Source organism: Xanthomonas sp. F4, assembly GCF_011761895.1.
Genome location: NZ_JAASQX010000006.1, coordinates 67,199 through 92,074, shown reverse-complemented (window position 1 = coordinate 92,074; position 24,876 = coordinate 67,199). Strand labels below are relative to the sequence as shown.

The window sequence follows — 24,876 nt, the reverse complement described above, 5'->3', positions numbered from 1 at the left end:
CATCACTTCGTCTCCGCCGGCTCGGCCGGGGCGCCAGCCAGGGTCCCGCCCAGGTCGCGCACCTGCAGCGCGGCGCGCAGCTGCTCCAGCGTGGCGCTGCTGTGCACGCGCACGCTCAGCGGCTCGCCCGGCAGCAGGTCGAAGGCATTGTCGGACAGCGTCACGTCGAGGTCGCCGAAGCTCAGCCACACCTGTGCGGCGAGGGTGGGGCTGCTCAAGGTCAGCGCATAGCCGTCGCCGTCCGCGCGCAGCTCGGTGCGGATGTCGGCCTGCGGCCACTGCAGGTGCTTGGCCGCGTCGAAGTACACCAGGTTGCGCGATAGCACGCGCTCGCCGTCGAGCAGCTCGAACACCGCCACGCTGCGGCGCGGATCGGCGCGGCGCAGCAGCTGCGCGTCGCTGAAGTTGCCCACGCGCACGCTGGACAGCGGCGCCAGCGTCACCGGCTTCTCGGTCTTGCTCAGCACCTTGCCGGACAGATCCATCACCCGCATGCGCCAGCGCGCGGCCAGCGGCGTGGTGCGGTCGGAGACCAGCGACACCTGGGTCTGGCCCTTGTCGTTGCGCAGCGCGGCGATCAGTTCCGGCGCGTAGAAGCGGCGCGCGTGGTACTGCAGCGCCTTCCAGCGGCCGAAGTAGTCCAGGCTCGACCACGACGCGCCGGGCCACACGTCGTTGAGTTGCCAGTACAGCGAACCCATCGATTGCGGCCGCGATGCGCGCAGGTGCTCGGCGGCCAGGGTGATGCCCTCGGCCTGCATGATCTGGCTCAGGTAGACGAAGCTGGCGAAATCCTTGGGCTCGCCGAACGCACGGCGGATGTACAGCAGCAGACGCTTGTTGCCGTTGCCCTTGTCGAACTTCTGGTGCGCGCGCATCACCGGCGATTCCGGCTGCAGGTCGCCGGGTTCGGCGAAGGCGCGGATGGTGCGCATCTCGGGGAACGACTGCAGGCCGTATTCGGACATGAAGCGCGGGGTCACGTTGAGGTACTCGGTGACCGGCAGCGCCGGGCCGCCCCAGACCTTCCAGTAGTGCATGTCGCCGTCGTCGGGCTGGTCGGCGGCGCCGTCGAAATCGGTGCCCGGCGAGGTCGCCCAGTACGGGGTGTCGCTGTCGTACTTCTGTACCGCTTCGCGCAGCACCGTGCCGAACAGCGTGGTCATGCCGCGCACGATGCGCTCGCGCTCTTCCGGGTCGATCGACTGCTTGAACTTGACCCGGTCGCCCCAGTTTTCCCAGCCGGTCTGCACTTCGTTGTTGCCGCACCAGATGACGATGCTGGGGTGGTCGCCGAGGCGCCGGACCTGCTCCTCGGCCTCGGCGCGGGTGTTCTCGCGGAAGGCCACGTCGTAGGGCGGGATGGCGCCGCCGAACATGAAGTCCTGCCAGATCATGATGCCCAGGCGGTCGGCGTCCTCGTAGAAGCTGTCCGGCTGGTAATGGCCGCCGCCCCACATGCGCAGCATGTTCATGTTGGCGTCGCGCGCGGATTGCAGGAAGCCGCGCATGCGCGCGGCGTCGACGCGGGTGGGGAAGCTGTCGAACGGGATCAGGTTGGCGCCCTTGGCGAACACCGGGATGCCGTTGACCACCAGCGCGAAGCTCTTGCCCCACTGGTCCTTCTCGCGACGCAGCTCGACGCTGCGCAGGCCGGTGACGCGCTGCACGTCCAGGCGTTCGCCTGCGGCGTCGCGCAACTGCGCCTTGAACGTGTACAGGTCCTGGCGGCCGTAGCCGGCCGGGAACCAGCGCTGCGGCTTGGCGATGCGCACCGGCACGGTCAGGGTATTGGCGCCTGGATCGACGATGGCATGCTGGCTGAACTGGCCGACGCGCTGGCCGTCGGGGCCGAGCACGTCGAGATCCAGTTGCACCTCGCCGCTGCGGCCGGCCTGCACCTGCACCTGCGCCAGCAATTGCGCCGCGTCGGCGTCCACGCGCTGCTGGGCGATGCGCAGGCCGTCCACGCGCAGGTCGTCCCAGGCTTCCAGGCGCACGCCCTGCCAGATGCCGGCGGTGACGATGCGCGGACCCCAGTCCCAGCCGAAGTTGTACGGCGCCTTGCGCACATAGGTGGAGCTGTGCCGTGCCACCGGCTCGTCGCCGAACGCCGAGTCGTAGGCGCCGGGCAGCGCATACGGCTGCTTGGACAGCCACGGCTGGATCTTCTTGATCGGCGAGGCGATGCGTACTTCCAGCACGTTGTCGCCGCGCTTGAGCAGCGGTTTGGCGTCGACCCGCCACTGCCGGAACATGTTGTCGGCGGCCAGCAGCTTCTTGCCGTTGAGGTAGACCTCGGCGAAGGTGTCCAGGCCGTCGAACACCAGTTCCAGGTGCGGGCGCGCCAGCAGGGCCGCATCGACCTGGAACCGGGTCTGGTACTGCCAGTCGCTGAGCCCGGCCCACTGGATCTGCGCTTCGTTGTCGCGATAGAACGGATCGGGCACCACCCCGGCGGCGATCAGGTCGGTCTGCACCGTGCCCGGCACCTGCGCCGGCAGCCACTGCGCCGCCTTCGGGTGCGCCTTGGCGTTGGCATCGCCCGGCGCCAGCCGCACCTGCCAGCCCTGTTGCAGCGACAGCGTCGCCGGCGCCGCCGCCTGTCCCAGCGCCGGCAAGGCCAGCGCCAGCAACAGCCCGAGGCGGGCAGGAAGGCGCGTGCGCGACGCGGAACGGGAGCGGCGGGGCGGCTGGGTCATGCGAGGGTCTCCGTGGTCAGTGCGCGGCGGCGGGGGGCGCCTGCGCCGCGGTGTCGATCAGATGGACGGCGCCGATGGCGTAGTACGGGCCGGCGATGGGCGCGGTGGAGCGCAGGCACAGGTCGTGCACGCCGGTCTGCTTGGGCAGCCGTGCTTCCAGCGCAAACTGGTCGCCCAGGGTCTTGCCGGCCGGCAGCGGCAGCCGCGCCAGCAGCTTGCCCTTGCAGTCGCCCAGCCGCACTTCGAACTCGCCGCGCGCGCTGTGCGCCGGGTAGCGCTTGACCTTGGCCTGGTCGTGCGCCAGTCCGTAGTTGCGCGCCAGCCGTGCGGCGTCGATGCGGATGCGGTCGATGCCGTCCAGGCGCGCGTCGGCGTAGCGCCAGCAACTGGTGAACAGGTCGATGTTGAACACCGGCGTGTCCTGGTCGGCCAGGTCCGGCAACAGCGGCACGCGCAGGCCCAGCTCGCCGCCCTCGCACGAGGCCAGGCCCTGGGTATCGCGGCTGAGCAGATTGGCGCGGTCGAGGATGCGGCTGCGCGGCGCGGCCAGCAGGCGGCCGTCGTCGGCGAAGGTGGCCGCGCGCACGGTGACCGGCAGGGTCACCGCGAACGGCGCCGTGTAGCGCGGCGAGTCGGCCTTGGGCTCGCTGCCGTCGGTGGTGTAGCGGAAGCTGCCGAACTTGGCCTGGTTGCCCAGCACCACGGTGGCCTTGCCGCTGTCCAGCGCCGCGTTGTCGCCGCCCTGCAGCGCGATGTCCGGAGCGAAGGCGCCGTCGCCGTAGGCGATGCCCTGCGTGCGGTAGCGATCCAGCTGCGCCGGCAGGCGCTGCAGGAAGCCGTTCCAGTCGCGCGCGGCCATCGGCGACCAGCCGGCCTCGGCCACCGCGCTCAGCCGCGGGAACAGCGCATGGTCGATATGCCAGGCGGAGGGGATGTACTCGCTCCACAGCGCCGCCTGCACGCCGAGCACGTGCTTGCTTTCCTCGGCGCTGAGCGCGGTCGGCACCGGGTCGAAGCCGTAGACCTTCTGCAGCGGCAGCGTCGCCAGGCGGCCGTTGGGCTCGTCGTTGCGCGCGCTCTGCAGGTTGTCCAGGTACATCCAGCCGGCCGGCGCCAGCACCACGTCGTGGCCTTGCTTGGCGGCGGCGACCGCGCCGTCCACGCCGCGCCAGGACATCACCGACGCACTGGCCGGCAGCCCGCCTTCCAGGATCTCGTCCCAGCCGATCAGGCGCCGCTGGTGCTGGGTCAGGTAGTCGGCCAGCTGCTGGTTGAACCAGCCCTGCAGCGCATGCGCGTCCTTGATGCCGAGCTTGCGCATCTGCGCGCGCACCGCCGGCGAGCGCTCCCACTGGTCCTTGACCGCTTCGTCGCCGCCGATGTGGATGTACGGCGAGGGGAACAGCTGCAGCACTTCGTCCAGCACGCCCTGGATGAAGGTCATGCTCTTGGCGTTGGTGTTGAACAGGTACGGATTGACGCCCCAGTCCACCGACACCTTGGGCCGCTGCCGGGTCACCCCGACCAGTTCCGGGTACGCCGCCACTGCGGACTGGGCGTGGCCGGGCATGTCCAGCTCCGGCACGATGGTGATGTGGCGTTCTGCGGCGTAGGCCACCAGGTCGCGGATCTGGTCCTGGGTGTAGAAGCCGCCGTAGCGATCGGGCAGGCCGTGGCTGCCGGCGCCGGGCGGGGTGCGCCAGGCGCCGATCTCGGTGAGCTTGGGATAGCGCTTGATCTCGATGCGCCAGCCCTGGTCGTCGGTCAGGTGCAGGTGCAGCACGTTGAGCTTGTGCTGGGCCATCGCGTCGAGCAGGCGCTTGACCGTGTCCGGGCCGTGGAAATGCCGCGCCACGTCGAGCAGCACGCCGCGCCAGCCGAAGCGCGGCCAGTCGCGGATGTGCACCTGCGGCACGTCCACCTCGCCCTTGCCGGCGTCGGGGGTCATCAACTGCCAGGCGCTGATCGCGCCGTAGAACAGGCCACGTTCGTCGCGCGCCTGGATCAGGATGGTGTGCGGGTCTACGTCCAGCGTGTAGCCCTCGACCTGCGCAACCTCGGTATTGGGATTGAGCTGCAGGCGGATGCTGCCGTTGGCGGGGATGGTCTCCGCGCGCACTTCCAGGTTCAGGCCGCGGGTCTTGCTCAGCAATTGCGACAGTTGCTCGGCCACGCGCTGCGCGCCGGGATCGTCGTTGGGCACCGACAGCACGCTGCCGGTGCCGATGGTGAGGGTGCCGCCGTCGCGCTCGGCCTTGACCGGCGCCGGGATCAGCGGCAGCGGGGTCTTGTCGTCGTCGTCATCGTGTTTCGGGGCAGGCGGCGGGGCCACGGCGGGCTTGGCCGCGGGCGTCGGCGCCGGCGGCGGGGCGCGGTCGCAGCCGCCGAGCAGGCTGCCACAGGCGAGCAGGGACAACCCCAGCCAGGCGTTGCGGGAGGCCGCCGCGATGCGCGCGCTGGCGGGCATCGGGCGGTGCGGCAATCGGGGGTGTGCACCCACTTCAGTCATCGGTCTACCTCAAGCGATCGAGATGCGTATCGTAGAGGCTGTGGGGTAGCCTGGGGTGAGCGCGGCGCTTTCGCTGCGCGCCGCATGCCCTCGTCCCGCATCTCGATCGTGACGGCCGCTCAGCGCGCCGCGGTCGGCAGTTCGTCCCAGACCTTGGGATCTTCGGCGCCCAGCACCCAGCAGCTGAAGCCTTCCAGGCCGTACTGCTTGGTCAGCTCGTAACGCGCGCGGAAGCTGCGCGCGTCCGGGCGGAACACCCACTCGCGCATGTCGTCGCGGTAGAAGTAGAACCACGACTCCTGCTCCACCGGGTCCCATTGCACGGTGGCATGCTGCTCTTCCGCCAGCGGGAACGACTCGTCGGCGTCGATGTAGTCGGCGGTGATGTTCGAGGCTTCGGTGCCGTCGGCCTTGACCGGATTGCCGGTGTACCAGCGGTAGCCGTAGGTGGCGATGCCCAGCGACAGCTTGTCCTTCGGCACCTGGGTCAGCGCGTAGTCCAGGTGCTTCTTCATCCACACCATGCCATCCACCGGGCCGGGCGTGGTCCAGCGGGTGTGCTGGTCGTAGGTCATCAGGCTGATCAGGTCGGCCGAGGCGCCCAGCGCCTTGAGGTCGTAGGCGCCGCGCCAGTACTCCCACATCCACTTGGAGAACGCCCCGCCTTCGGCATAGCCCGGCGCGTTCGGCACCACCGCCACCGACAGCTTGAAGCCGGCCTTGTGCAGCGCCTCGGCGGTCTGCTTGACCATCAGCGAATAGGCGTCGCGGTCAGTCCAGGCGATGCTCTCGAAATCGAACTGGAAGCCGTCGTAGCCGTGCTTGCGGCCGTGGATCAGCAGCGCCGCGATCATGCGCTGCTTGGCGTCCTCGTCGTGCAGCAGCTTGTGGAAGCCGTCGCGGCCGGCGGTCATCGACAGGATCGGCATCACCCGCAGCTTGTGCTGCTTGGCGATCTCGTACAGGTACATGTTCGGGGTGCCATTGACCAGGCCATTCTGATCCACGCCGTACCAGGTCGGCACCACTACGTCGATCTTGTCGACGTGGGCCAGGAAGGAGTTGGTCGATTTCTGCGTGTTCATCAGATAGAACAGCGCGGTCGGGTTCTTGGCCATGGCCGGTCCGCAGACCAGGGCGAGGGCGAACAGCAGCCCTGCGAAACGCTTCATCATCGGGAGGGATCCGTTGGCGGGGTGGGGGAGGACAGGTCGATGCGGAACACGTAGGCGTGTTCGCCCACCGGCTTGGCCGGCAGGCGCAGGTGCAGGCCGTCGGTACGTTGCTCGAACGGCACCGGCTTGCCGGTGGCGAGCAGGGTGACGCCGCGCACGCCATCGGCCGGCTTCAGCGAGCGGATCAGCGCCTTGCCGTCGGCCGGCCAGCCCAGCTCGATCGCGTACAGCGCGCCGTGGCCGGTGGTGAAGCGGAAGTCCTCGGGCGTGTACGGCTTGGTCTTGGTGTCCTGGAAGGTGCCGCCGACCACTTCGGTCGGGCCTTCACCATAGGTGCGCCATGGCGTGCTGTCGTAGATCGCCTCGCCGTTGGTCTTGAGCCACTTGCCGATCGACAACAGGATCGCGCGTTCGGTGTCCGGGATCGAGCCGTCGGCGCGCGGCCCGATGTTGAGCATCAGGTTGCCGTTCTTGCTGACCACGTCCACCAGCATGTGGATGATGAAGGTCGGGGTCTTGTAGGTGTCGTTCTCGACATAGCCCCACGAGGCGTTGCTGACCGAGGTGTCGGTCTGCCAGTGCGTGGGATGGATGCCGGTGAGCTGGCCGCGTTCGATGTCCAACGTGCCGGCGCCCTCGGGGAAGGCGCCGAGCTTGTAGTTCACCACCACGCCGCCCTTGGCCGCGCCGTGGTTGTAGTAGTACGACAGCATCGTCGGCAGCGTGCCGCGGAAGGTCGGGTGCGCGATCCACCAATCGAAATAGATCAGGTCCGGGTCGTAGCGGTCGATCAGTTCGGTGGTGCGCGCCAGCCAGTCGTCCAGCCAGGCCTGCGAGACCGGGGTCCAGTCGTTGTGCACGTCGGCGTCGTCCTTGCCCGGCAGCCGCACCTGCGCGGGGCCGTACAGGCCGGCGTAGCGCGGGTCGTTGACGTCCGAGTCGAACTGGCGGCCGCCGTCGAAGAACCAGTCGTGCTCGGCGCGGTGCGAGGACAGGCCGAAATGCAGGCCCTGCGCGCGGATCGCCTTGGACAGCTCGCCGATCACGTCGCGCTTGGGGCCCATCTTCACCGCGGTCCAGTCCGACAGCTGCGAGTCGTACATCGCGAAGCCGTCGTGGTGCTCGGCCACCGGCACCACGTAGCGGGCGCCGGAGTCGCGGAACAGCGTGGCCCAGGCCTGCGGATCGAACTTGGGCGCGGTGAACAGCGGGATCAGGTCCTTGTAGCCGAAGCGCGACTGCGGGCCGTAGGTCTGGCGGTGATGCAGGTAGTCCTTGCTGCCCTGCTGGTACATGTTGCGCGAGTACCACTCGTTGCCGAAGGCCGGCACCGAGAACACGCCCCAATGGATGAAGATGCCGAACTTGGCGTTGTCGTACCAGGACGGCGAGCGGTACTGCTTGAGCGAGGTCCAGTCGGGCCGGAACGGTCCGCCGCGTGCGCCGTCGTTGGCTTCGCGCACCAGACGCGCGCGTTCGGGCGCGTACTTGGCGGTGGCCTGCAGCCACTGCTGGTCGATCTGTTCCGGACTGAGCGTGGTGGCGGTGGGCGCAGTCGGCGACGGCGCGTCCGCGGCGCCGGCGGGCAGGGCCGTCAGCGCGAGCATGAGGGCCAGCGCGCTGGCCAGGGTCTGGCGTGCGGCTCCGGCGTGGCGGGATCGGTCCGCACGGGGGCGGGTCTCGGTCGTCATGGAACGGCACTCCTTGTTGCAGAAGACGATGCCGGCGCCGCCGCGCCGGACACGAAAAAGCGCGCCACCGTGGAGGGACGGTGGCGCGCCGGTGCTACATCAGAACTTGAAGTTCAGCTGCGCCTGGTAGCCGCGGCCGTTCTTGTACATGCCGATCGGCGCGTACTTGACCTCGTTGTACCAGTAGTAGGTCGAGTCGAGCAGGTTGGTCGCGCTGAAGCTCACGCTCATCCAGTCATTGATCTCGTACGAGGCGGTCAGATCCAGCTGCTTGTACTCGTCGGTGAACACCTGCGAGTTCAGGCGGCCGACCTGGGTGAAGTACTTGGAGCGGTAGCTGTAGTTCAGCCGCACCATCCACGGGCCGTTTTCCCAGTAGGGGATCACGTTGTAGGTGTTCTTCGACAGGTACGGCAGGTTCAGGCCGGTGCTGGCGTCGGCGGTGGCGTAGGTGTAGTTCGCCTGCAGACCGAAGCCGTAGGCGTATGCCTGCTGGTAGTTCAGCGAGGCACCCTTGACCTTGGCGTCGGAAGCGTTGATCGGCGAGGTCACCGTGAACAGGCCGCTGACGCCGCTCACCGCATCGGTCAACTGCTGTTGCGAGGTGGTGGTGACGATGTACGAGCTGATGTCGCGGTAGAACACTTCCGCCGACAGCATGCTGGACGGGGCGAAGTACCACTCGGCGGCCAGATCGTAGTTGGTCGACTCGTAGGGCTTCAGGTCCGGATTGCCGCCGCTGGCGGTCAGGTTGCCGTTGGCACTGTTGATGGTGAACGAACCGGCCAGATCGCCGTAGCGCGGACGCGCCATCACCTTGGCCACGGAGAAGCGCAGCACCTTGTCGGTGTCCAGATCGTAGGCCAGGTTGAAGCTCGGCAGCGGCTTGTAGTACTGCTTGCTCACCGTGGTCTGGCTATAGTTCGCGCCGCCATCGGCGCTCTGCCAGTACAGCGACTTGTCCTTGGTGTCGACATAGCGCACGCCCAGGTTGCCACGCCACGCGCCTGACTCGAAGTTCAGCTGCGCGTACAGGTCGCTGGTGATTTCCTTGACGTCGAACGAGGAGCCGTAGTCTCGGGTGTACGGACCTTGCGGCTGCCCGCGCAGGTAGCTGATCACCGAGTTGAGGTTGGCGGTCGGCCAGTTGGTCAGGTCGCCGCTGGCGCCCAGGCCGTCGTACAGGCCGCTCGGGGTGCTGCCGGGGCTGAAGTCGGTCAGCGAGATCGCGTTGGTGGTGTTGATGCGGTTGCCGCGAGCGTCGACGCCGTTGTCGTGGTTGATGTACTTGTAGCCGAGCTGCAGCTTGTTCAGCGGGCCCCAGTCCAGATCGCGGGCGGCGTCGAACTGGAAGTACTTCTCCTTGTCCGTGCTCTTGGCGTAGTAGATACCGCCGGCCTGCATCGCCGACGCGTCGGTGGACCCGGCGGCCAGGCCAGCCGGCGAACCGACCAGGCCCCAGTTCGCGGCACTGGCGTTGTCGTAATTGACGTCGGTGTGGCTGCCGTCGTAACCGAAGTTGTAGCCGCCGTCCTTCAGCAGGAACTTCATCAGGTACTCGGGGTTCTTGCCGCCGGTGGCCTCGGTGGTGCCGACCTGCGAAGTGAACACCCACTTGTCGCCGTAGAAGTCGTGGCGCAGGTTCAGGCTCTTGGTGGTGACGGTGCTTTCGCGGTAGTTGGTGTCCAGCTGCGCATACGGCTGCTTGCCGTTGCCTGCGCCGTCGGTGACCGTCGCCTGCGTGACGTAGCCGTTCTGCACGGTCGCGCTGGTGATCTTGTCCTGGTCGCCGCAGCCAGGGCAGACGTAGCGCGATTCGCTGAAGTTGTTGTACTTGCCCTTGATGTAGATGCCGGTCAGGTTGAACTCGTTCTGATCGTTCGGCTTCCACTGCAGCGCGCCCTGCAGGCCGTTGCGCTCGCGGGTCTGCTGGAAGAAGGCGCTGTTGATGCCCACCGGGATCTTGGCGGTCGCGACGTTACCACCGTCGCCGGAGATACGCGCGGTCGGCGGGATGCCCGCGCCGGTGTTGTAGCCGAAGAACTCGATGCCGGCGCGCGACAGGTCCTGCTTGTCGTGGGTGGCGGAGATCAACGCACCGAAGGTCTCGTCGTCGTTCTTCCAGCTCCACAGCGCCGAGCCGCGCGGATTGCCTTCTTCCGAGCGGTCGTTGTAGTTGTAGCCGATCGAGCCGCGGATGGTGTTCTTCGGCAGGTCCAGCGGCTTGCGGGTGTGCACGATCACGGTGCCGCCGATCGAGCCTTCGTCGATGCGCGCTTCCGGGGTCTTGTAGACCTCCATCAGGCCGATGATTTCCGGCGACAGCAGGGTGTAGTTGAAGGTACGGCCGCTGGTGTCGGTCGGGTTGCCGCCCCAGTCGCCCGAGGCGATGGTCTGGCCATTGAGCAGCACGCGGTTCAGCGCCGGATCGGTGCCGTTGATGCTGACCTTCTCGCCTTCGCCGAACTGGCGGTCCACGCTGATGCCCGGCAGGTGCGCCAGCGACTCGGCGGCATTGGTGTCCGGGAACTTGCCGATGTCCTCGGCGCTGATCGCATCGACGATGGAGTTGGCCGAGCGCTTCACCGACTGGCTCTTCTCCAGCGAGGCGCGGTAGCCGGTGACGGTGATGGCATCCAGTTGCTGGACGTTCTTGGAATCCGCGTTGGCGGAAGCGGGCGCTTCCTGCGCGGCGGCGTTACCGGACAGGTACAGCGCGGCCATGATGCTGATGGCTAAGGTCGTGGTGCGGCTATTCATTGGCTAAACCTCTGGGTGAGTACTTGGGCATGAGGTGCAACCGATGTTCCGGCGTGCTGGCCGCTGCCCGGCCTTGTGGATGGCGCCGCGCCTGGTGGCGCTGCGCGGATCGCATCTCGATGCGCGTCGTCCGGTCGCTGACGCGGAAGTAGCCAACCGGCGGCATCGAGGGCGCCAGTCCTTCCTGTGTTCCTGCAGGTAACAACCAAGTCCAGCAATGAAGCAGTGCACCTGCTGCCTGGTCCGGGCGCGCTGCGTCCGTGCCCGGCATCGGGCGTGGTCTCGTCGGTTCGGGGGATGCCGCCCGCAGCGTCAGCGCGCGTCCTGCCACCTGGCGCGGGAGGAGCGGCGATGCGTCGCTGTGTCTGAATCCCCTGAACGTGGCATGTCTTGAAGTTGTAAAACTTGTGTGAGCCGAGTCTGTCGTAGCGCTGACAGCGTTGTCAACACCCGTTTCACGCGGTTTTGACGATTGCAAGCAAGGCTCGCTGCGGCATCTTTCCAGAGGCTTTCACGGGGTGTCCGGCGCCCGCTCTAGGTGCTTGTCTACAAAAGAAAACATGGCCGAACACGTATGCGACACCGGCATCGGGGCCGACAGGCCAATGCGTGGCAAGGGCTGCCGGGGTGTCGGGCAGGCCGCAGAAATTTGTGCAATGCGGCGAAGTTTTGCGACGGATGTTCACCCATGCAACGGATGGCGACCAGCGGCCATCCACCTAACAAGGCGATCGGCCGCACGAAGTCGAGGCGATGAAGACAAAACGACAAGGTTGTGAAATTCATCTTGACAACGTTGTCAGGGTGATCGGACACTCGATCGATCAATCGGCCGAATCGGCGTGCGCCTGCTCTGGCGCAACGGGAGAAGACGTGTCCGCAAGCAGTTCATCAGTGGCAGCGGCCGTGCCGCGCGCCGAGCCCTTCATTGCTGCCGATGTCGGCGGAACCCATGTCCGGATCGGCCTGGTCGCGCGCGCTGCCGATGCCGGCCCGGCGCCGTCCGTCGATGTGCTGGATTACCGCAAGTACCGCTGCGCCGACTATCCCGGTCTGGCCGAGATCATCGGCGAGTTTCTGGACCAGGTGCAGGGCCCGAAGCCGACCCGCGGGGTGATCGCCAGCGCCGGTTATGCGCTCGAGGATGGCCGCGTCATCACCACCAATCTGCCGTGGACGCTGTCGCCCCCGGAGATCCGCGAACGCCTGGGTTTGAAGGCGCTGCACCTGGTCAACGATTTCGAAGCGGTGGCGTATGCGGCGGCGTCGATGGACGCCAGCGAAGTGCTGCATCTGACCGGGCCGCGCAAGGCGCAGCGCGGGCCGGCGTTGGTGATCGGTCCGGGCACCGGTCTTGGCGCCGCAGTGTGGATTCCCACCCATGGCGGCGCCGTGGTGCTGCCCACCGAAGCCGGCCATGCCGCACTACCGGTCGGCAACGCGTTGGAACTGGCGCTGGCGCAGCGCCTGTTGCGCGATCGCCCCTATGTACCGATGGAGCATTTCCTGTCCGGCCCGGGCCTGCTCAATCTCTATCGCGTGTTGTGCGACCTGCGTGGCGCCACGCCCGCGCATGCCGCACCGGGCGACATCACCGCGGCCGCCCTGGCCGGCGGCGATCCACTGGCGCACGAGGCGCTGTCGGCGTTCTGCGGCCTGCTCGGCAGCGTGATCGGCGACATGGCGCTGCTGTACGGCGTGCAGGGCGGCATCTACCTGGCCGGCGGTTTCCTGCCGCAGATCGGCGCGTTCCTGTCCGCCAGCAGTTTCGTCGAGCGCTACTTGAACAAGGGCGCGATGCGTCCGGCGCTGGAGCAGATCCCGGTGAAGCTGGTCGAACACGGCCAGCTCGGGGTGATCGGCGCGGCGAACTGGTTCCTGCAGCAGCGTCACTGAGCGCCTGGCGCGGCGATGGCCGCGCCGATGGATGCGCCCTGCGGTTGAGCGCGTCGCGCCAGACCTGCGTCGCCGGTCGCGTCGCGCAGACACTTATATATGTCATCCACGCCAGCAGCGCTGTTGCCGCTGCGATCGCGCCTGCGGGGTGACGTGCAGGCCGAGTAGGGAGCCACGCCCCTTCCTGTGCAGGTCACGGGCCGAGCGCTGTCGAATTTCCCTGGGAGTCCTCTCGCTTCCAGCGGCGCGAGCGCGGCGTGGCGTCGCTGTTTACGTCATCGCGTACGCGAACTCACAGGTCGCCGTGGTGCGCCTGCAGCGCCGCGATCGCGGCCAGGCCGGCGGTCTCGGTGCGCAGGATGCGCGGCCCCAGGCGCAGGCCGACGAAGCCTGCCGTCTCCAGCGTGGCGCGGTCGCGCGGCGACCAGCCGCCTTCCGGGCCGATCGCGATCGTCGCCGCGTCGCCGCCGATGTCCAGCGAGCGCAGCCGGTGTTCGCCCTGCGGATCCAGGATCAGCCGGCACGGGCTGTCCGCCGCGGCGCGCGCGGCATCGGCCAGCGCCAGCGGCGCGCTCAGTTGCGGCACGCGCGCGCGGCCGGACTGTTCGCAGGCCGAGATCACCACGCTGCGCCAGTGCGCCACGCGCTTGTCCACCCGCGCCGCATCCAGCTTCACTTCGGTGCGCTCGGCCCACACCGGCACGATCGCGGCGACGCCGAGCTCGGTGGCCTTCTGCAGGATCAGGTCCATCTTCTCGCCGCGCGCCACGCCCTGCAGCAGGGTGATCGCCAGCGGCGACTCGTTGTCGGCCGGCCGCGCTGCGCCGATGCGCACGCTGGCGTTGCGCTTGCCGGCCTGCAGCAGTTCGGCGTCGTAATCGCAGCCGTCGCCGTTGAACAGCACGCAGGGATCGCCTTCGCGCAGCCGCAGCACGCGCAGCAGGTGATTGGCGACGTCCTCCGGCAGGCTCAGTTCGGCGCCGGCGTGCAGCGGCAGGTCCACGTGGCAGCGGGTCAGGCGCATGCCACCGCCTCGTCGATCGCCGCCAGGGTGGTTTCGGCCAGCAGCGCCAGTTGCGCGGCGTCCACGCAGTACGGCGGCATCCAGTACAGCACGTCGCCGAGCGGACGCAGCACCACCCCGCGCTCCAGCGCGGCGCGGTAGGCGTGCAGGCCGACGCGCGCGGACGCAGGGAAAGGCGTGCGCTTGTCGCCGTTGCGGGTGAGTTCGAACGCCACCACCATGCCGGCCTGGCGCACGTCGGCCACGTGCGCATGCTCGGCGAACGGTGCCGACAGCGCGCGCATGGTTTCGGCAGTGCTGCGGTTGCGCGCGATCACGTCGTCCTCCTGCAGGATCCGCAGCGACGCCAGCGCCGCCGCGCAGGCCAGCGGATTGCCGGTGTAGCTGTGCGAATGCAGGAAGGCGCGTTCGCGGCTGTCGTCGAGGAAGGCGTCGTACAGATGCTGGGTGGCCAGCACCGCCGACAGCGGCAGGAAGCCGCCGGTCAGGCCCTTGGACAGGCACAGCAGGTCCGGCATCACCCCGGCCTGCTCGCAGGCGAACAGGGTGCCGGTGCGGCCGAAACCGGTGGCGATCTCGTCGGCGATCAGGAAGGCGCCGTTGGCGTCGCACAGTTCGCGCGCCCGGCGCAGATAGGCCGGATCGTGCATGCGCATGCCGCCGGCGCACTGCAGGCGCGGTTCCAGGATCACCGCGCAGATCTCGCCGGGATGGCGGTCGAACAGGTCGGCCAGCGCATCGGCGGCGGCTTCGGCGCGTTCGCGCGCGCTCTGCCCGGGCGCGGCCTGGTAGGCGTCGGGCGAGGGCGCGAACAGCGCCTCGGCCAGCAGCGGCGCGTACACCCGGCGGTACAGCGGGATGTCGCCGACCGACAGCGCACCGATGGTCTCGCCGTGGTAGCCGTTCTCCAGCGCGACGAAGCGGGTGCGCCCCGGCTCACCGCGGTTCTGGAAATAGTGGAAGGCCATCTTCAGCGCCACTTCCACGCCGGCCGAGCCGTTGTCGGCATAGAACACCTTGGCCAGTGGCGCGCGACCCTCCTGGCGCGGCGCCAGCGCCAGCAGCTGTTCGGCCAGCAGCACCGCCGGTTCGTGGCTGAAGCCGGCCAGCATCACCTGCTCCAGTTGCGTGGCCTGGGCGGCGATGGCGGCGGCGATGCGCGGCTCGCCGTGGCCGAACAGGTTGGTCCACCAGCTGCTCACCGCATCCAGGTAGCGGCGGCCGCCGTGGTCGATCAGCCAGGCGCCTTCGCCACGTGCGATCGGGACCAGGGGCAGGGTATCGGGGTGCTCGCGCATCTGCGTGCACGGGTGCCAAAGCACGGCCAGATCACGCGTGCGCCACGCGTCGGCCATCTGTGCTGCGGTCAGGTCTGATAGCATTTCGCGCTCATGAACAGGTTCTTCGCTCAGCGCATTCTATCGATCGACGCCGCCCGGCGCCGCAGGGTGCCGGCGTGACCCGGCCGTTGCCGGTCATCCACGCCGTGCGTGCGCGCAGCGAAACGGCTGCCGAGCGCCAGGTCGAGGAGCTGGACCTGGAATTCAGCAACGGCGAACGCCGCGTGTTCCACCGGCTCAAGGCGCCGGGCCACGGCGCGGTGGTGGTGGTGCCGATGCTGGATGCGCAGACCGTGCTGCTGGTGCGCGAATACGCCGCCGGCGTGCACCGCTACGAGCTGGGCCTGGTCAAGGGCCGCATCGATGCCGGCGAGACCCCGCTGCAGGCGGCCGACCGCGAACTCAAGGAGGAGGCCGGCTACGGCGCGCGGCAACTGCGCGTGCTGCGCGCGATGACCCTGGCGCCGACCTACATGAGCCACCAGTCGTGGCTGGTGCTCGCGCAAGATCTCTATCCCGAACGACTAGCCGGCGACGAGCCGGAGGAATTGGAAGTGGTGCCCTGGAAACTGGCTGAACTGGATCAACTGATGTTGCGTGAAGATTTTTCCGAGGGGCGTTCGCTGGCGGCGCTGTTCATTGCCCGCGAGTGGCTGGGTCGCGCCGAATGATCCGTCTGACCAGTGATTTGCGCGAAACCGTGATCGCCATCGCCATCGATGCCGCCGCGGCGATCATGTCCGTCTACGCCACCGGCTTCGAGGTGGAGCACAAGGCCGATGCCAGCCCGTTGACCCAGGCCGACCTGGCCGCGCACCAGATCATCGTCGAAGGCCTGGAACGGCTCACCCCGGACCTGCCGGTGCTGTCCGAGGAATCGGCGCAGATTCCGTGGGAGGTGCGCGAGCACTGGACCACCTATTGGTTGGTGGACCCGCTCGACGGCACCCGCGAGTTCGTCAAGCGCAATGGCGAGTTCAGCGTCAACATCGCCCTGATCCACCAGGGTGCGCCGGTGTTCGGCGTGGTCCAGGCGCCGGTGGACGGCCGCGTCTGGCATGCGGTGCGTGGCGAGCAGGCGTACCGCCGCGAAGGCTTTCGCGATACCGCGCTGAACACCCGCCGGCCGGCCACCGCGCCGCTGCGGGTGGCGGCGAGTCGCTCGCACCGCGATGCGCGCACCGACGCGCTGCTGCAGCGCATGGGCGAGATCGAACTCGTCGCGCAGGGTTCCTCGCTGAAGTTCTGCCGGATCGCCGACGGCGACCTGGACGTGTACCCGCGCTTCGGCCCGACCTCGGAGTGGGACACCGCCGCCGGACAGTGCGTGCTGCAGGCCGCCGGCGGTGCGCTGCTGGCCGCCGCGACCGGCAAGCCGTTCCGCTACAACCGCCGCGAATCGCTGCTCAACGGCGACTTCGTGGCGCTGGGCGATCCGGCGCTGCCCTGGCGCGACTGGCTGGGCTGAGCCGCGCCGCGAGCGCGCGCTGCATGGCGCGCGCTCTGCCACACTAGGCGGCAGGCGGCAGCGGTGCCGTCGCATCGGAACCTGCCCGTGACTCCAGCCCGCTACGACCTTCCCGCCCTGCTCGACATCATGGCGCGCCTGCGCGATCCCGCGCGGGGCTGCCCTTGGGACCTGGAGCAGGATTTCGCCAGCATCGCCGCGTACACGATCGAAGAGGCCTACGAAGTGGCCGACGCGATCGACCGCCAGGATCTGGCCGGGCTGAAGGACGAACTCGGCGATCTGCTGCTGCAGGTGGTGTTTCATGCGCAGATGGCGCGCGAGCAGGGGGCGTTCGGCTTCGACGATGTGGTCGCGGCGATCTGCGACAAGATGGTGCGCCGCCACCCGCACGTGTTCGGCGACAGCCAGGTCGCCGATGCCCAGCAGCAGACGCTGAAGTGGGAGGAGATCAAGCGCGCCGAGCGCGCCGCCGCCGGCGAGCGCGATGGCTCGGTGCTGGCCGGCATCGCGCGCGGCCTGCCGGAATGGCAGCGTGCGCTGAAGCTGCAGTCGCGCGCGGCGCGGGTCGGCTTCGACTGGCCCGGCCCGGCGCCGGTGCTGGACAAGGTGCAGGAAGAACTCGAGGAAGTGCGCGCGGAACTGGCACAGGGCGCCGCGGCCGATCCGGCACGGCTGCAGGACGAGATCGGCGACCTGCTGTTCGTCTGCGCCAATCTGGCGCGGCACGCCAAGGTCGATGTCGGCGCCGCGCTGCGCCACGCCAACCTCAAGTTCGAGCGCCGCTTCCGCGCGATGGAGCGGCTGGCGCAGCAGGACGGTGGTGCGCTGGACGGCCTGGCCCTGATGGAGCAGGAGGCGTACTGGCAGCGCGCCAAGGACGAAGAGCGCGCCGCAGCCGGATGAAGACGCTGCTGCTGTTCGTGCTGACCGCCGTCGCGGAAATCGTCGGCTGCTACCTGCCTTATCTCTGGCTGCGCGAACAGCGCAGCGCCTGGCTGCTGCTGCCGGCCGCAGGCAGCCTGGCGGCCTTCGTCTGGCTGCTGACCCTGCATCCGGCCGCCAGCGGCCGCGTCTATGCGGCCTACGGCGGCGTCTATGTCGCCGTCGCCTTGCTGTGGTTGTGGACGGTGCAGGGGATGCGCCCCACGCGCTGGGACCTGCTCGGCGCCGGGCTGTGCCTGCTCGGCATGGCGGTGATCATGTTCGCGCCACGGCAGGGCTGAGGTTTGCGCGGCAGGCTGTCTTGCGACAACGAGAGGCCGGCCAGCGCGTAGGAGCGGCTTCAGCCGCGACGGGCGTTCCCGGTAAAGCCCTTCGCGGCTGAAGCCGCTCCTACAGGACACATTTCGTTGCGATTGGCGGTGCTCTGCAGCGGCGCAACGTGCCATCGGCGAGTCGTGTAGCGGCTGAACCCGTTCCTGCGAAACTCACCGCACGTCCTGCTGCGTTGGCGCTGCGCAGCGCGTGAATGGAGATGACCCGACGCCTTGCCCGCAACGCGATGACGTGTCCCGCTTCCGAGGCGTTGTGCCCTGCAGCAGTTCTTTGCAGCTGGGCGGTTTCCATGCGGTCACCGAATCGTAGACATGCCTGGTGCGGCTCTGCGGTCTCCTGCGTGAGCACATCCGGCGACCGCACCTGCGCGTCGCATCCGTCCGCTGCGAGCGACACCCGCGCTCCCGGCGTATGCTGGACGCCTGCGTTGCCTCGGGAGGGCCATCGCATGCGCCGCTTCGCCAGCTTCCGTGAGTTCTATCCGTTCTATCTGAGCGAGCACCGGCATCGGGTGTCGCGACGGCTGCATTTCGTCGGCAGCCTCGGCGTGCTGGCGAGCCTGCTGCTGGCACTGTGCACCGGCCAGCCGCGCTGGCTGTGGGCGGCGCCGGTCTGCGGCTACGGCTGCGCCTGGATCGGCCATTTCGTGTTCGAGAAGAACCGGCCAGCCACCTTCAAGCACCCGCTGTACTCGCTCGCCGGCGACTGGGTGATGTTCAAGGACATGCTGCTGGGGCGCATCCGCTGGTGACCGGCACGTGCGCCTGCGCTGGCTATACTGCCGATTCGATTCCTTATTCTGGTTAATGGAGCAACCTGATGCCGTCTACCTTCTTCCTCACGCTGGTGATCCTGTTCTTCGGCGTGGTGGTGCTGTTCAAGACCGTGCGCATGGTGCCGCAGGGCTTCCAGTGGACGGTGGAGCGCTTCGGCCGCTACACCCACACGCTCTCGCCCGGCCTGCACTTCCTGATCCCGTGGATGTATGGCGTGGGCCGCAAGGTCAACATGATGGAACAGGTGCTGGACGTGCCCAGCCAGGACGTCATCACCAAGGACAACGCGGTGGTGCGGGTGGACGGCGTGGTGTTCTTCCAGGTGCTGGATGCCGCCAAGGCGGCGTATGAAGTGTCCAACCTGGAGATCGCCACCATCGCGCTGGTGCAGACCAACATCCGTACCGTGATCGGCTCGATGGACCTGGACGAGTCGCTGAGCCAGCGCGAGACCATCAACGCGCAGCTGTTGAACGTGGTCGACCATGCCACCAATCCGTGGGGCATCAAGGTCACCCGCATCGAGATCCGCGACATCCAGCCGCCGCGCGACCTGATCGACTCGATGGCCCGGCAGATGAAGGCCGAGCGCGAGAAGCGCGCGCAGATCCTCGAGGCCGAGGGCTCGCGGCAGTCGGAGATCCTGCGCGCCGACGGCGAGAAGCAGGCGGCGGTGCTGGAGGCCGAAGGCCGCAAGGAGGCCGCTTTCCGCGACGCCGAGGCGCGCGAGCGCCTGGCCGAAGCCGAAGCGCGGGCGACGGCGATGGTGTCCAAGGCGATCGCCGAGGGCGACGTGCAGGCGATCAACTACTTCATCGCGCAGAAGTACGTGGAGGCGTTCAAGGAACTGGCCACCGCGCCGAACCAGAAGTTCGTGCTGATGCCGATGGAGTCCAGCGGCATCATCGGCTCGATCGCCGGCATCGCCGAGTTGGCACGCGAGGCGCTGAACAAGCAGACCACCCCGCCGGCGGTGCCGCGCGTGCCGCCACGCAACGGAGTCTGAGCCATGCGCATTGAGGTGGTGGCCTGGGGTGCCCTGACCTTGCTGCTGTTCGCGGCCGAATCGCTGGCGCCGGGCGCCTTCATGCTGTGGATGGGCTTCGCCGCCGCAGCGGTGTTTCTTGCGGTACTGGTGTTCCCGGATATCTCCCTGCTGCTGCAGGTCGGCGCGTTCGTGGTGCTGAGCTTCGTCTCGATCCAGGTGTATCGCACCTGGTTCCGCAACCGCGGCCGGGCCAGTGACCAGCCGCTGCTCAACCGCCGCGCCGAGCAATTGATCGGCCGCGTGGTGATCCTGGATCAGCCGATCCACGGTGGCCGCGGCCGCGCCAAGGTCGACGATGCGTTCTGGGTGGTCGGCGGCCCCGACCTGCCCGCGGGCAGCGCGGTGCGTATCGTCGGCGTGGACGGCATGACGCTGCTCGTCCAGGCTGCTTGAACGCCGGGATTGGGGAGTCGGGATTGGGGATTCGCAGGAGCGGCTTCATCCGCGACCCGAGATCGGTGGCAGGTCGCGGCTGAACCTGTTCCTGCGTAGTGCGTTATCGGGCGCCAGTCCTTCGGATCGGGACGGCCGCCCCTACGAATCCCCAATCCCGAATCCCCAATCCCAGCCTTCGCTGAAGCCGCTCCTGCGGCGCTGCGCGATCGAGCGCCAGTCCTTCGGGTCCAGGAAGGCCGCTCTTGCGAATCCCAAATCCCGACTCCCCAATCCCAGCCTTCGCTGAAGCCGCTCCTACGGCACTGCGTGATCGAGCGCCAGTCCTTCGGATCCAGGACAGCCGCTCTTACGAATCCCCAATCCCGACTCCCCACTCCCGGCTCCACGCCAGCGATAATGGGGGACTTTTCTCACGGACCCGCGCCATGACCCAGAAGACCATCCTCAACGACAGCCACCGCGCCCTCGGCGCCAAGATGGTCGACTTCGGCGGCTGGGACATGCCGATCCACTACGGCTCGCAGATCGACGAACACCACCAGGTGCGCCGCGATGCCGGCATGTTCGACGTCAGCCACATGACCGTGGTCGATCTGCACGGCGAGCAGGTCCGCGCGTTCCTGCGCCATCTGCTGGCCAATTCGGTGGACAAGCTGAAGGCGCCGGGCAAGGCGCTGTACACCTGCATGCTCAACCCGCAGGGCGGGGTGATCGACGATCTGATCGTCTATTACATGTCCGATGCGTTCTTCCGCCTGGTGGTCAACGCCGCCACCCGTGCCAAGGACTTGGCGTGGATCGGCGAGCAGGCGCAGGCGTTCGGCGTGCAGGTCCGCGAGCGCGACGACTTCGCGATGATCGCGGTGCAGGGTCCTAACGCGCGCGCCAAGGCGATCGGCCTGTTGCGCGAGCAGGATCGTGCCGCGGCGCAGAAGCTCGGCCGCTTCGCCGCGATCGAGGCGACCTCGATCGATGGCGTGCCGCTGTTCGTCGCGCGCACCGGCTACACCGGCGAGGACGGCTTCGAGATCGTGCTGCCGCAAGAGCAGGCGCCTGCGTTCTGGGATGCGCTGATCGCTGCCGGGGTCAAGCCGGCTGGCCTGGGCGCGCGCGACACGCTGCGCCTGGAAGCGGGCATGAACCTCTACGGCCAGGACATGGACGACAGCGTCTCGCCCTACGAGGCCGCGCTGGCCTGGACCGTGACCCTCGACGAGGGCCGCGACTTCATCGGCCGCGCCGTGCTCGAGGCGCAGAAGGCCGGCGGCGCGCCGCGGCAGATGATCGGCCTGGTGATGGACGAGAAGGGCGTGCTGCGCCACGGGCAGAAGGTGCTGACCGCCAACGGCGACGGCGAGATCCTGTCCGGCACCTTCTCGCCGACGCTGGGCAAGGCGATCGCCTTCGCGCGGGTGCCGGCCGGCGAGCCGGGCGCAGTGCGCGTGGACATCCGCGGCAAGGAAGTGCCGGTGCGCGTGGTCAAGTTCCCGTTCGTGCGCGAAGGCCAGGTCCAGCCCGGCGTGCTCGGCTGAGTCCGGGCCGCGACCGCGGCGCGCGCGCCATCGTTCCCGCGCGCGCGGTTCGCTACACTAGCCTCCCATCCTCGATACCGTCTTCTTCCGGAGCAGCCCCATGAGCGAGATCCCTGGCGACCTCAAATTCCTCAAGTCCCACGAGTGGGCCCGCGTCGAAGGTAACGGTCGCGTGACCATCGGCATCTCCGACCATGCCCAGGGCCTGCTCGGTGACCTGGTCTACGTCGAACTGCCGAACGTCGGCGATCACGTCGAAGCCGGCAACGGCGTGGCCGTGGTCGAGTCGGTCAAGGCCGCCTCGGACGTGTACAGCCCGCTGAGCGGCAAGGTGGTCGAGGTCAACACCGCGCTGAGCGACAAGCCGGAAACGATCAACGAAGACGCCTACGGCGAAGGCTGGATCCTGGTGCTGGAAGCGGACGATGCCGAGCAGTTGAACGAACTGCTGTCGCCGGACGAGTACGCCGAACTGCTTGAGGAAGACGGCCACTGAGCCGACTGCCCGTCGCGACACCCGAACCGGCCGCCCAGTGCGGCCGGTTTCTTTTTGGGCGCCGCGCGGTGCGGTCGTCACCGTCCGCGCGTCGGCGGCACCCTTCTCTGTATGGCTATCCCGGAGCCCGCGTCGCTGCGTCGCCGCGTGCGTCGCTGCGAAGGCGATGTGAGGTCGTCGCCGGGCAGCACCGCGAGGACAACGCGTTCGCCCTAGCTGTAGGTAGCTGATGCATGCGATCCACGCGTCGGTCAGTGCCGGTTTTCCGACGCGGCGCAGGTGCAGCACGGCATGCAGGCGCGACGTGGGGTGGCGACGCGGGCAGTGGCGACGTGGCGCGCGCTTCGCGCGTCGCCGATGTGCGACGGCGCGGTGTGTGCCGGCGTCAGCCGGCGACCTGTGCGATCCGCGCCGGTCGACACACCCATGCGACGGCATCGGTGGAAGCACGAGGTGGCAGTGGGCGAGGGCCGTCGCATGCGTGGCGGTGTGTCGGCGACGTGTGTGCAGGTCGTGTCGCGGTGGTGCGATGTGTCGCGTCTCGGCGACGCGGTGCGCGACGCATCGCGCGCGTCGAGGTCGCCGCACGACGCAAAAAAGTTTGCGCACTTTTGCGCATTTGCACTTGTGCGATGCCGGAACCGCATGCGGTCGCGAAATTTTTTTTCAGCTAGCGGACAGGCTGGCGCGCACCGCCGCAGTTGCCGCCGACGCGTCGCCGATGCCTGTCCGCAACGCGATGGCGGCAGTGCGTCGTTGCAGAAAACACGGAAATTTCCCTGCTTTTTTTGCATGCGCCGATTTCCTTGCGGTGTCGGCAGCGACGCTCGGCGGCATTGGCGAGGCGGCCGGCGTGGCATGCGGCGGTCGCGGCGCGCGCGCCAGCGAAAAAAAATTTGCGCAGAAGTGTTGACAGTAAAAAAAACCGTGATTAGGTTTCGCCCAGCAGACGTTGCTGCGCAAGCGAGTGAATCGGATCGACATCAAAACGCGAAGCACAACTTGGACATCCGCCAGGAACCCGAAGATGGTGGAGTTGGAGTCGCTTCCCTCCGAGAAACGCAACGTCTCCCCTGGCATCGCACCCGTATCGACATTCGGTACGGGTGTTTCTGTATCCGATCCGGCCCGCAGCGCGCGCCGGCGGTTCCCGCAGGCGGAGCATCGCCGCGAGGTTGCTTTAACTGGGCATTTTCAATCCATAGTTCACTGACGAGGAGCCATCCCATGGCGACGAAAAAAGCTGCGAAAAAGCCGGCCGCTAAGAAGACGGTCAAGAAGACTGCCGCCAAGAAGCCGGCAGCGAAGAAGGTTTCGGTAAAGAAGGCGGTCAAGAAGGTCGCCAAGAAGGTGGCCAAGAAGGTCGCCAAGGTGAAGAAGGCGGTCAAGAAGGCCGTTGCCAAGAAGGCAGTGAAGAAGACGGCAAAGAAGGCCGCCACCAAGAAAACCGCGAAGAAGGCCGTCGCCAAGAAGGCGGTGAAGAAGACCGCGAAGAAGGCTGCGACCAAGAAGACCGCGGCGAAGAAGACGGTGAAGAAGTCGGCTGCCAAGAAGCCGGCCGCGAAGAAGGCAACTGCGAAGAAGGCCACCGCCAAGAAGACCGTGGCGAAGAAGAAGCCGGCCGCTCGCAAGAAGAAGGCCGCTCCGGTCGCGCTGCCGGCGACGCCCGCGCCGCTGATCTGATCCATCCCGATCGCTGTTCCTAGACTCTCTCCCCGGTGCCCAGCGGGGAGGGAGTTTTTTATTTGCGGTGGCTTGCCGTGCGCGATCGCAGCCTACGTCTGGACCCGGCCGCATCCGCGGCGCCGCCTGTCCCAATCCACGCCGACCGTCCTCTGCGCCCCGATTGCAGGTCGCGATGTGGACAGTGTCTTTGCTACTCGCACTGAGCGCGGCTGACTAGCGACGCCTGGACGTTCCGCCTTTCTCAACCACGCCGGCTGTCCTCTGCGCCCCGCCCCGCATGCCAGGTCGCGACGTGGACACCGTGCCTGTGCGTTTCTACCCGCGTACCGCTGACTGGCGGCGCCTGCCGCGTCCCTCTGCCTCAACCCACGCCGAGCGCCCTCTGTGCCTTGCCTGCAAGGTCGCGACGTCGGCGTTGTGCCGTGCGTCTCGTACCGCGCATCGCTGACTGGCAGCACCTGCTGCGTGCGCCCGTCTCAACTCACTTCGACGGTCCCCTGTGCGCTGATTCGTCAGTCGCCATAGGTGTTCTGCCTGTGCACCTCCCATCCAGATCGCGACTGCACGTCGTGCCATCGCTGCGTTGTCGGACGCCTGTGGCGATGGTGGTACATCCGTCGGGCGTCGGGACTTCCCGACGTGCGCGTGCCGCCTCGGCAACCACGTGCGCACCACGCGTGAGCAGGCGGGGAGCGGGAGCGACCTCCGCCACAGCGATAAGCATTCCGCCTATGTGTCTCGTATCGGGAGCGAACCTGCACGTCGGGCCGCCGCTTCGGGTCGGGTGCCAGTTGATGGCGCGCATCCATCAGGTCTTCCCGACGTGCGCGTACCGCCTCGGCGAACGCGCGAGCAGGCGGGTGCGGTGAGCGACTGCGTCACGGCGACACGCCTGTCACGCCACGCCGGTGGGCGGCAGGCAAGGGGAGGCGCACTCAAGTGAATGCACACACCCTGACGAAGACCACCTTACCGCCGCGATGCGCGGCTGCGGGAGGAACCGGGGCTGCCTGGCGTCCGCGGATCCGTCGAGGCATCGTGCGCCGTGCGTGCTCTGCGTGCTGTTCGTAGCGTGCGCCGCGGCGCGCCAGTGCGCCAC

The 24,876-nt window shown here is 68.0% G+C and carries 19 protein-coding genes; 12 read left to right on the top strand and 7 right to left on the bottom strand.

The genetic code is table 11. The annotated features are described in order from the left end of the window. Window positions 1-2 precede the first annotated feature (2 nt). From FHR66_RS17305 to FHR66_RS17285, 5 genes are all read right to left on the bottom strand, one after another. A complete protein-coding gene (locus FHR66_RS17305) occupies window positions 3-2,702 on the bottom strand; it encodes a beta-mannosidase (protein WP_160965582.1) in 2,700 nt (899 codons plus the stop codon). A gap of 16 nt (window positions 2,703-2,718) precedes the next feature. Continuing rightward, entirely contained in the window at window positions 2,719-5,211 is a 2,493-nt protein-coding gene (locus FHR66_RS17300; protein WP_160965580.1) for a family 20 glycosylhydrolase, read from the bottom strand. A gap of 119 nt (window positions 5,212-5,330) precedes the next feature. Then, window positions 5,331-6,386, bottom strand: a complete 1,056-nt coding sequence (locus tag FHR66_RS17295) for a glycosyl hydrolase family 18 protein (protein ID WP_160965578.1) — start codon at window positions 6,384-6,386, stop codon at window positions 5,331-5,333. Further along, complete coding sequence (locus tag FHR66_RS17290; RefSeq protein ID WP_160965576.1) at window positions 6,383-8,077, bottom strand: alpha-L-fucosidase; 1,695 nt, start codon at window positions 8,075-8,077, stop codon at window positions 6,383-6,385. The genes FHR66_RS17295 and FHR66_RS17290 overlap by 4 nt, the downstream gene beginning before the upstream one ends. Window positions 8,078-8,176: 99 nt before the next feature. Continuing rightward, entirely contained in the window at window positions 8,177-10,837 is a 2,661-nt protein-coding gene (locus tag FHR66_RS17285; protein ID WP_160965574.1) for a TonB-dependent receptor, read from the bottom strand. 873 nt (window positions 10,838-11,710) lie between these two features. Between FHR66_RS17285 and FHR66_RS17280 the strand changes: the two genes are divergently transcribed. Next, window positions 11,711-12,733 carry a glucokinase family protein gene (locus tag FHR66_RS17280; protein WP_160965572.1) on the top strand — a complete coding sequence of 341 codons (1,023 nt, stop codon included), beginning with the start codon at window positions 11,711-11,713 and terminating at the stop codon, window positions 12,731-12,733. Between the two features lie 292 nt (window positions 12,734-13,025). On the opposite strand, the gene FHR66_RS17275 is transcribed toward FHR66_RS17280, so the two are convergent. Continuing rightward, on the bottom strand, window positions 13,026-13,757 hold the full coding sequence (locus tag FHR66_RS17275; protein WP_160965570.1) for a 16S rRNA (uracil(1498)-N(3))-methyltransferase: 732 nt from the start codon (window positions 13,755-13,757) through the stop codon (window positions 13,026-13,028). Further along, window positions 13,748-15,139, bottom strand: coding sequence for an adenosylmethionine--8-amino-7-oxononanoate transaminase (gene bioA, locus FHR66_RS17270; RefSeq protein WP_160965568.1), 1,392 nt, complete (start codon window positions 15,137-15,139; stop codon window positions 13,748-13,750). Before bioA ends, FHR66_RS17275 begins: the two co-directional genes overlap by 10 nt. A gap of 86 nt (window positions 15,140-15,225) precedes the next feature. Between bioA and nudE the strand changes: the two genes are divergently transcribed. The 11 genes from nudE to FHR66_RS17215 all read left to right on the top strand — a co-directional run bounded on the left by nudE (window position 15,226) and on the right by FHR66_RS17215 (window position 23,774). Then, window positions 15,226-15,768 carry an ADP compounds hydrolase NudE gene (gene nudE, locus FHR66_RS17265; protein ID WP_202394582.1) on the top strand — a complete coding sequence of 181 codons (543 nt, stop codon included), beginning with the start codon at window positions 15,226-15,228 and terminating at the stop codon, window positions 15,766-15,768. Further along, window positions 15,765-16,565, top strand: a complete 801-nt coding sequence (gene cysQ / locus FHR66_RS17260; RefSeq protein ID WP_160965564.1) for a 3'(2'),5'-bisphosphate nucleotidase CysQ — start codon at window positions 15,765-15,767, stop codon at window positions 16,563-16,565. Before nudE ends, cysQ begins: the two co-directional genes overlap by 4 nt. A gap of 129 nt (window positions 16,566-16,694) precedes the next feature. Continuing rightward, window positions 16,695-17,471 (top strand): nucleoside triphosphate pyrophosphohydrolase, encoded by a 777-nt coding sequence (mazG, locus tag FHR66_RS17255; RefSeq protein ID WP_237475260.1) that lies wholly within the window; start codon window positions 16,695-16,697, stop codon window positions 17,469-17,471. After that, window positions 17,468-17,791 carry a YnfA family protein gene (locus FHR66_RS17250; RefSeq protein WP_160965562.1) on the top strand — a complete coding sequence of 108 codons (324 nt, stop codon included), beginning with the start codon at window positions 17,468-17,470 and terminating at the stop codon, window positions 17,789-17,791. Before mazG ends, FHR66_RS17250 begins: the two co-directional genes overlap by 4 nt. 500 nt (window positions 17,792-18,291) lie before the next feature. Continuing rightward, entirely contained in the window at window positions 18,292-18,594 is a 303-nt protein-coding gene (locus FHR66_RS17245) for a DUF962 domain-containing protein (protein ID WP_160965560.1), read from the top strand. Window positions 18,595-18,662: 68 nt separating this feature from the next. Next, window positions 18,663-19,625, top strand: coding sequence for an SPFH domain-containing protein (locus FHR66_RS17240; protein ID WP_160965558.1), 963 nt, complete (start codon window positions 18,663-18,665; stop codon window positions 19,623-19,625). Window positions 19,626-19,628: 3 nt separating this feature from the next. Next, on the top strand, window positions 19,629-20,060 hold the full coding sequence (locus FHR66_RS17235; protein ID WP_160965556.1) for an NfeD family protein: 432 nt from the start codon (window positions 19,629-19,631) through the stop codon (window positions 20,058-20,060). Window positions 20,061-20,488: 428 nt separating this feature from the next. Beyond that, window positions 20,489-21,595 carry a glycine cleavage system aminomethyltransferase GcvT gene (gene gcvT, locus FHR66_RS17230; protein WP_160965554.1) on the top strand — a complete coding sequence of 369 codons (1,107 nt, stop codon included), beginning with the start codon at window positions 20,489-20,491 and terminating at the stop codon, window positions 21,593-21,595. A gap of 100 nt (window positions 21,596-21,695) precedes the next feature. Next, window positions 21,696-22,091, top strand: coding sequence for a glycine cleavage system protein GcvH (gene gcvH / locus FHR66_RS17225; RefSeq protein WP_010344201.1), 396 nt, complete (start codon window positions 21,696-21,698; stop codon window positions 22,089-22,091). 601 nt (window positions 22,092-22,692) lie between these two features. After that, entirely contained in the window at window positions 22,693-23,004 is a 312-nt protein-coding gene (locus FHR66_RS17220) for a hypothetical protein (RefSeq protein WP_160965552.1), read from the top strand. A gap of 314 nt (window positions 23,005-23,318) precedes the next feature. Further along, window positions 23,319-23,774 carry a histidine biosynthesis protein HisIE gene (locus FHR66_RS17215; RefSeq protein ID WP_160965550.1) on the top strand — a complete coding sequence of 152 codons (456 nt, stop codon included), beginning with the start codon at window positions 23,319-23,321 and terminating at the stop codon, window positions 23,772-23,774. Window positions 23,775-24,876 lie beyond the last annotated feature (1,102 nt).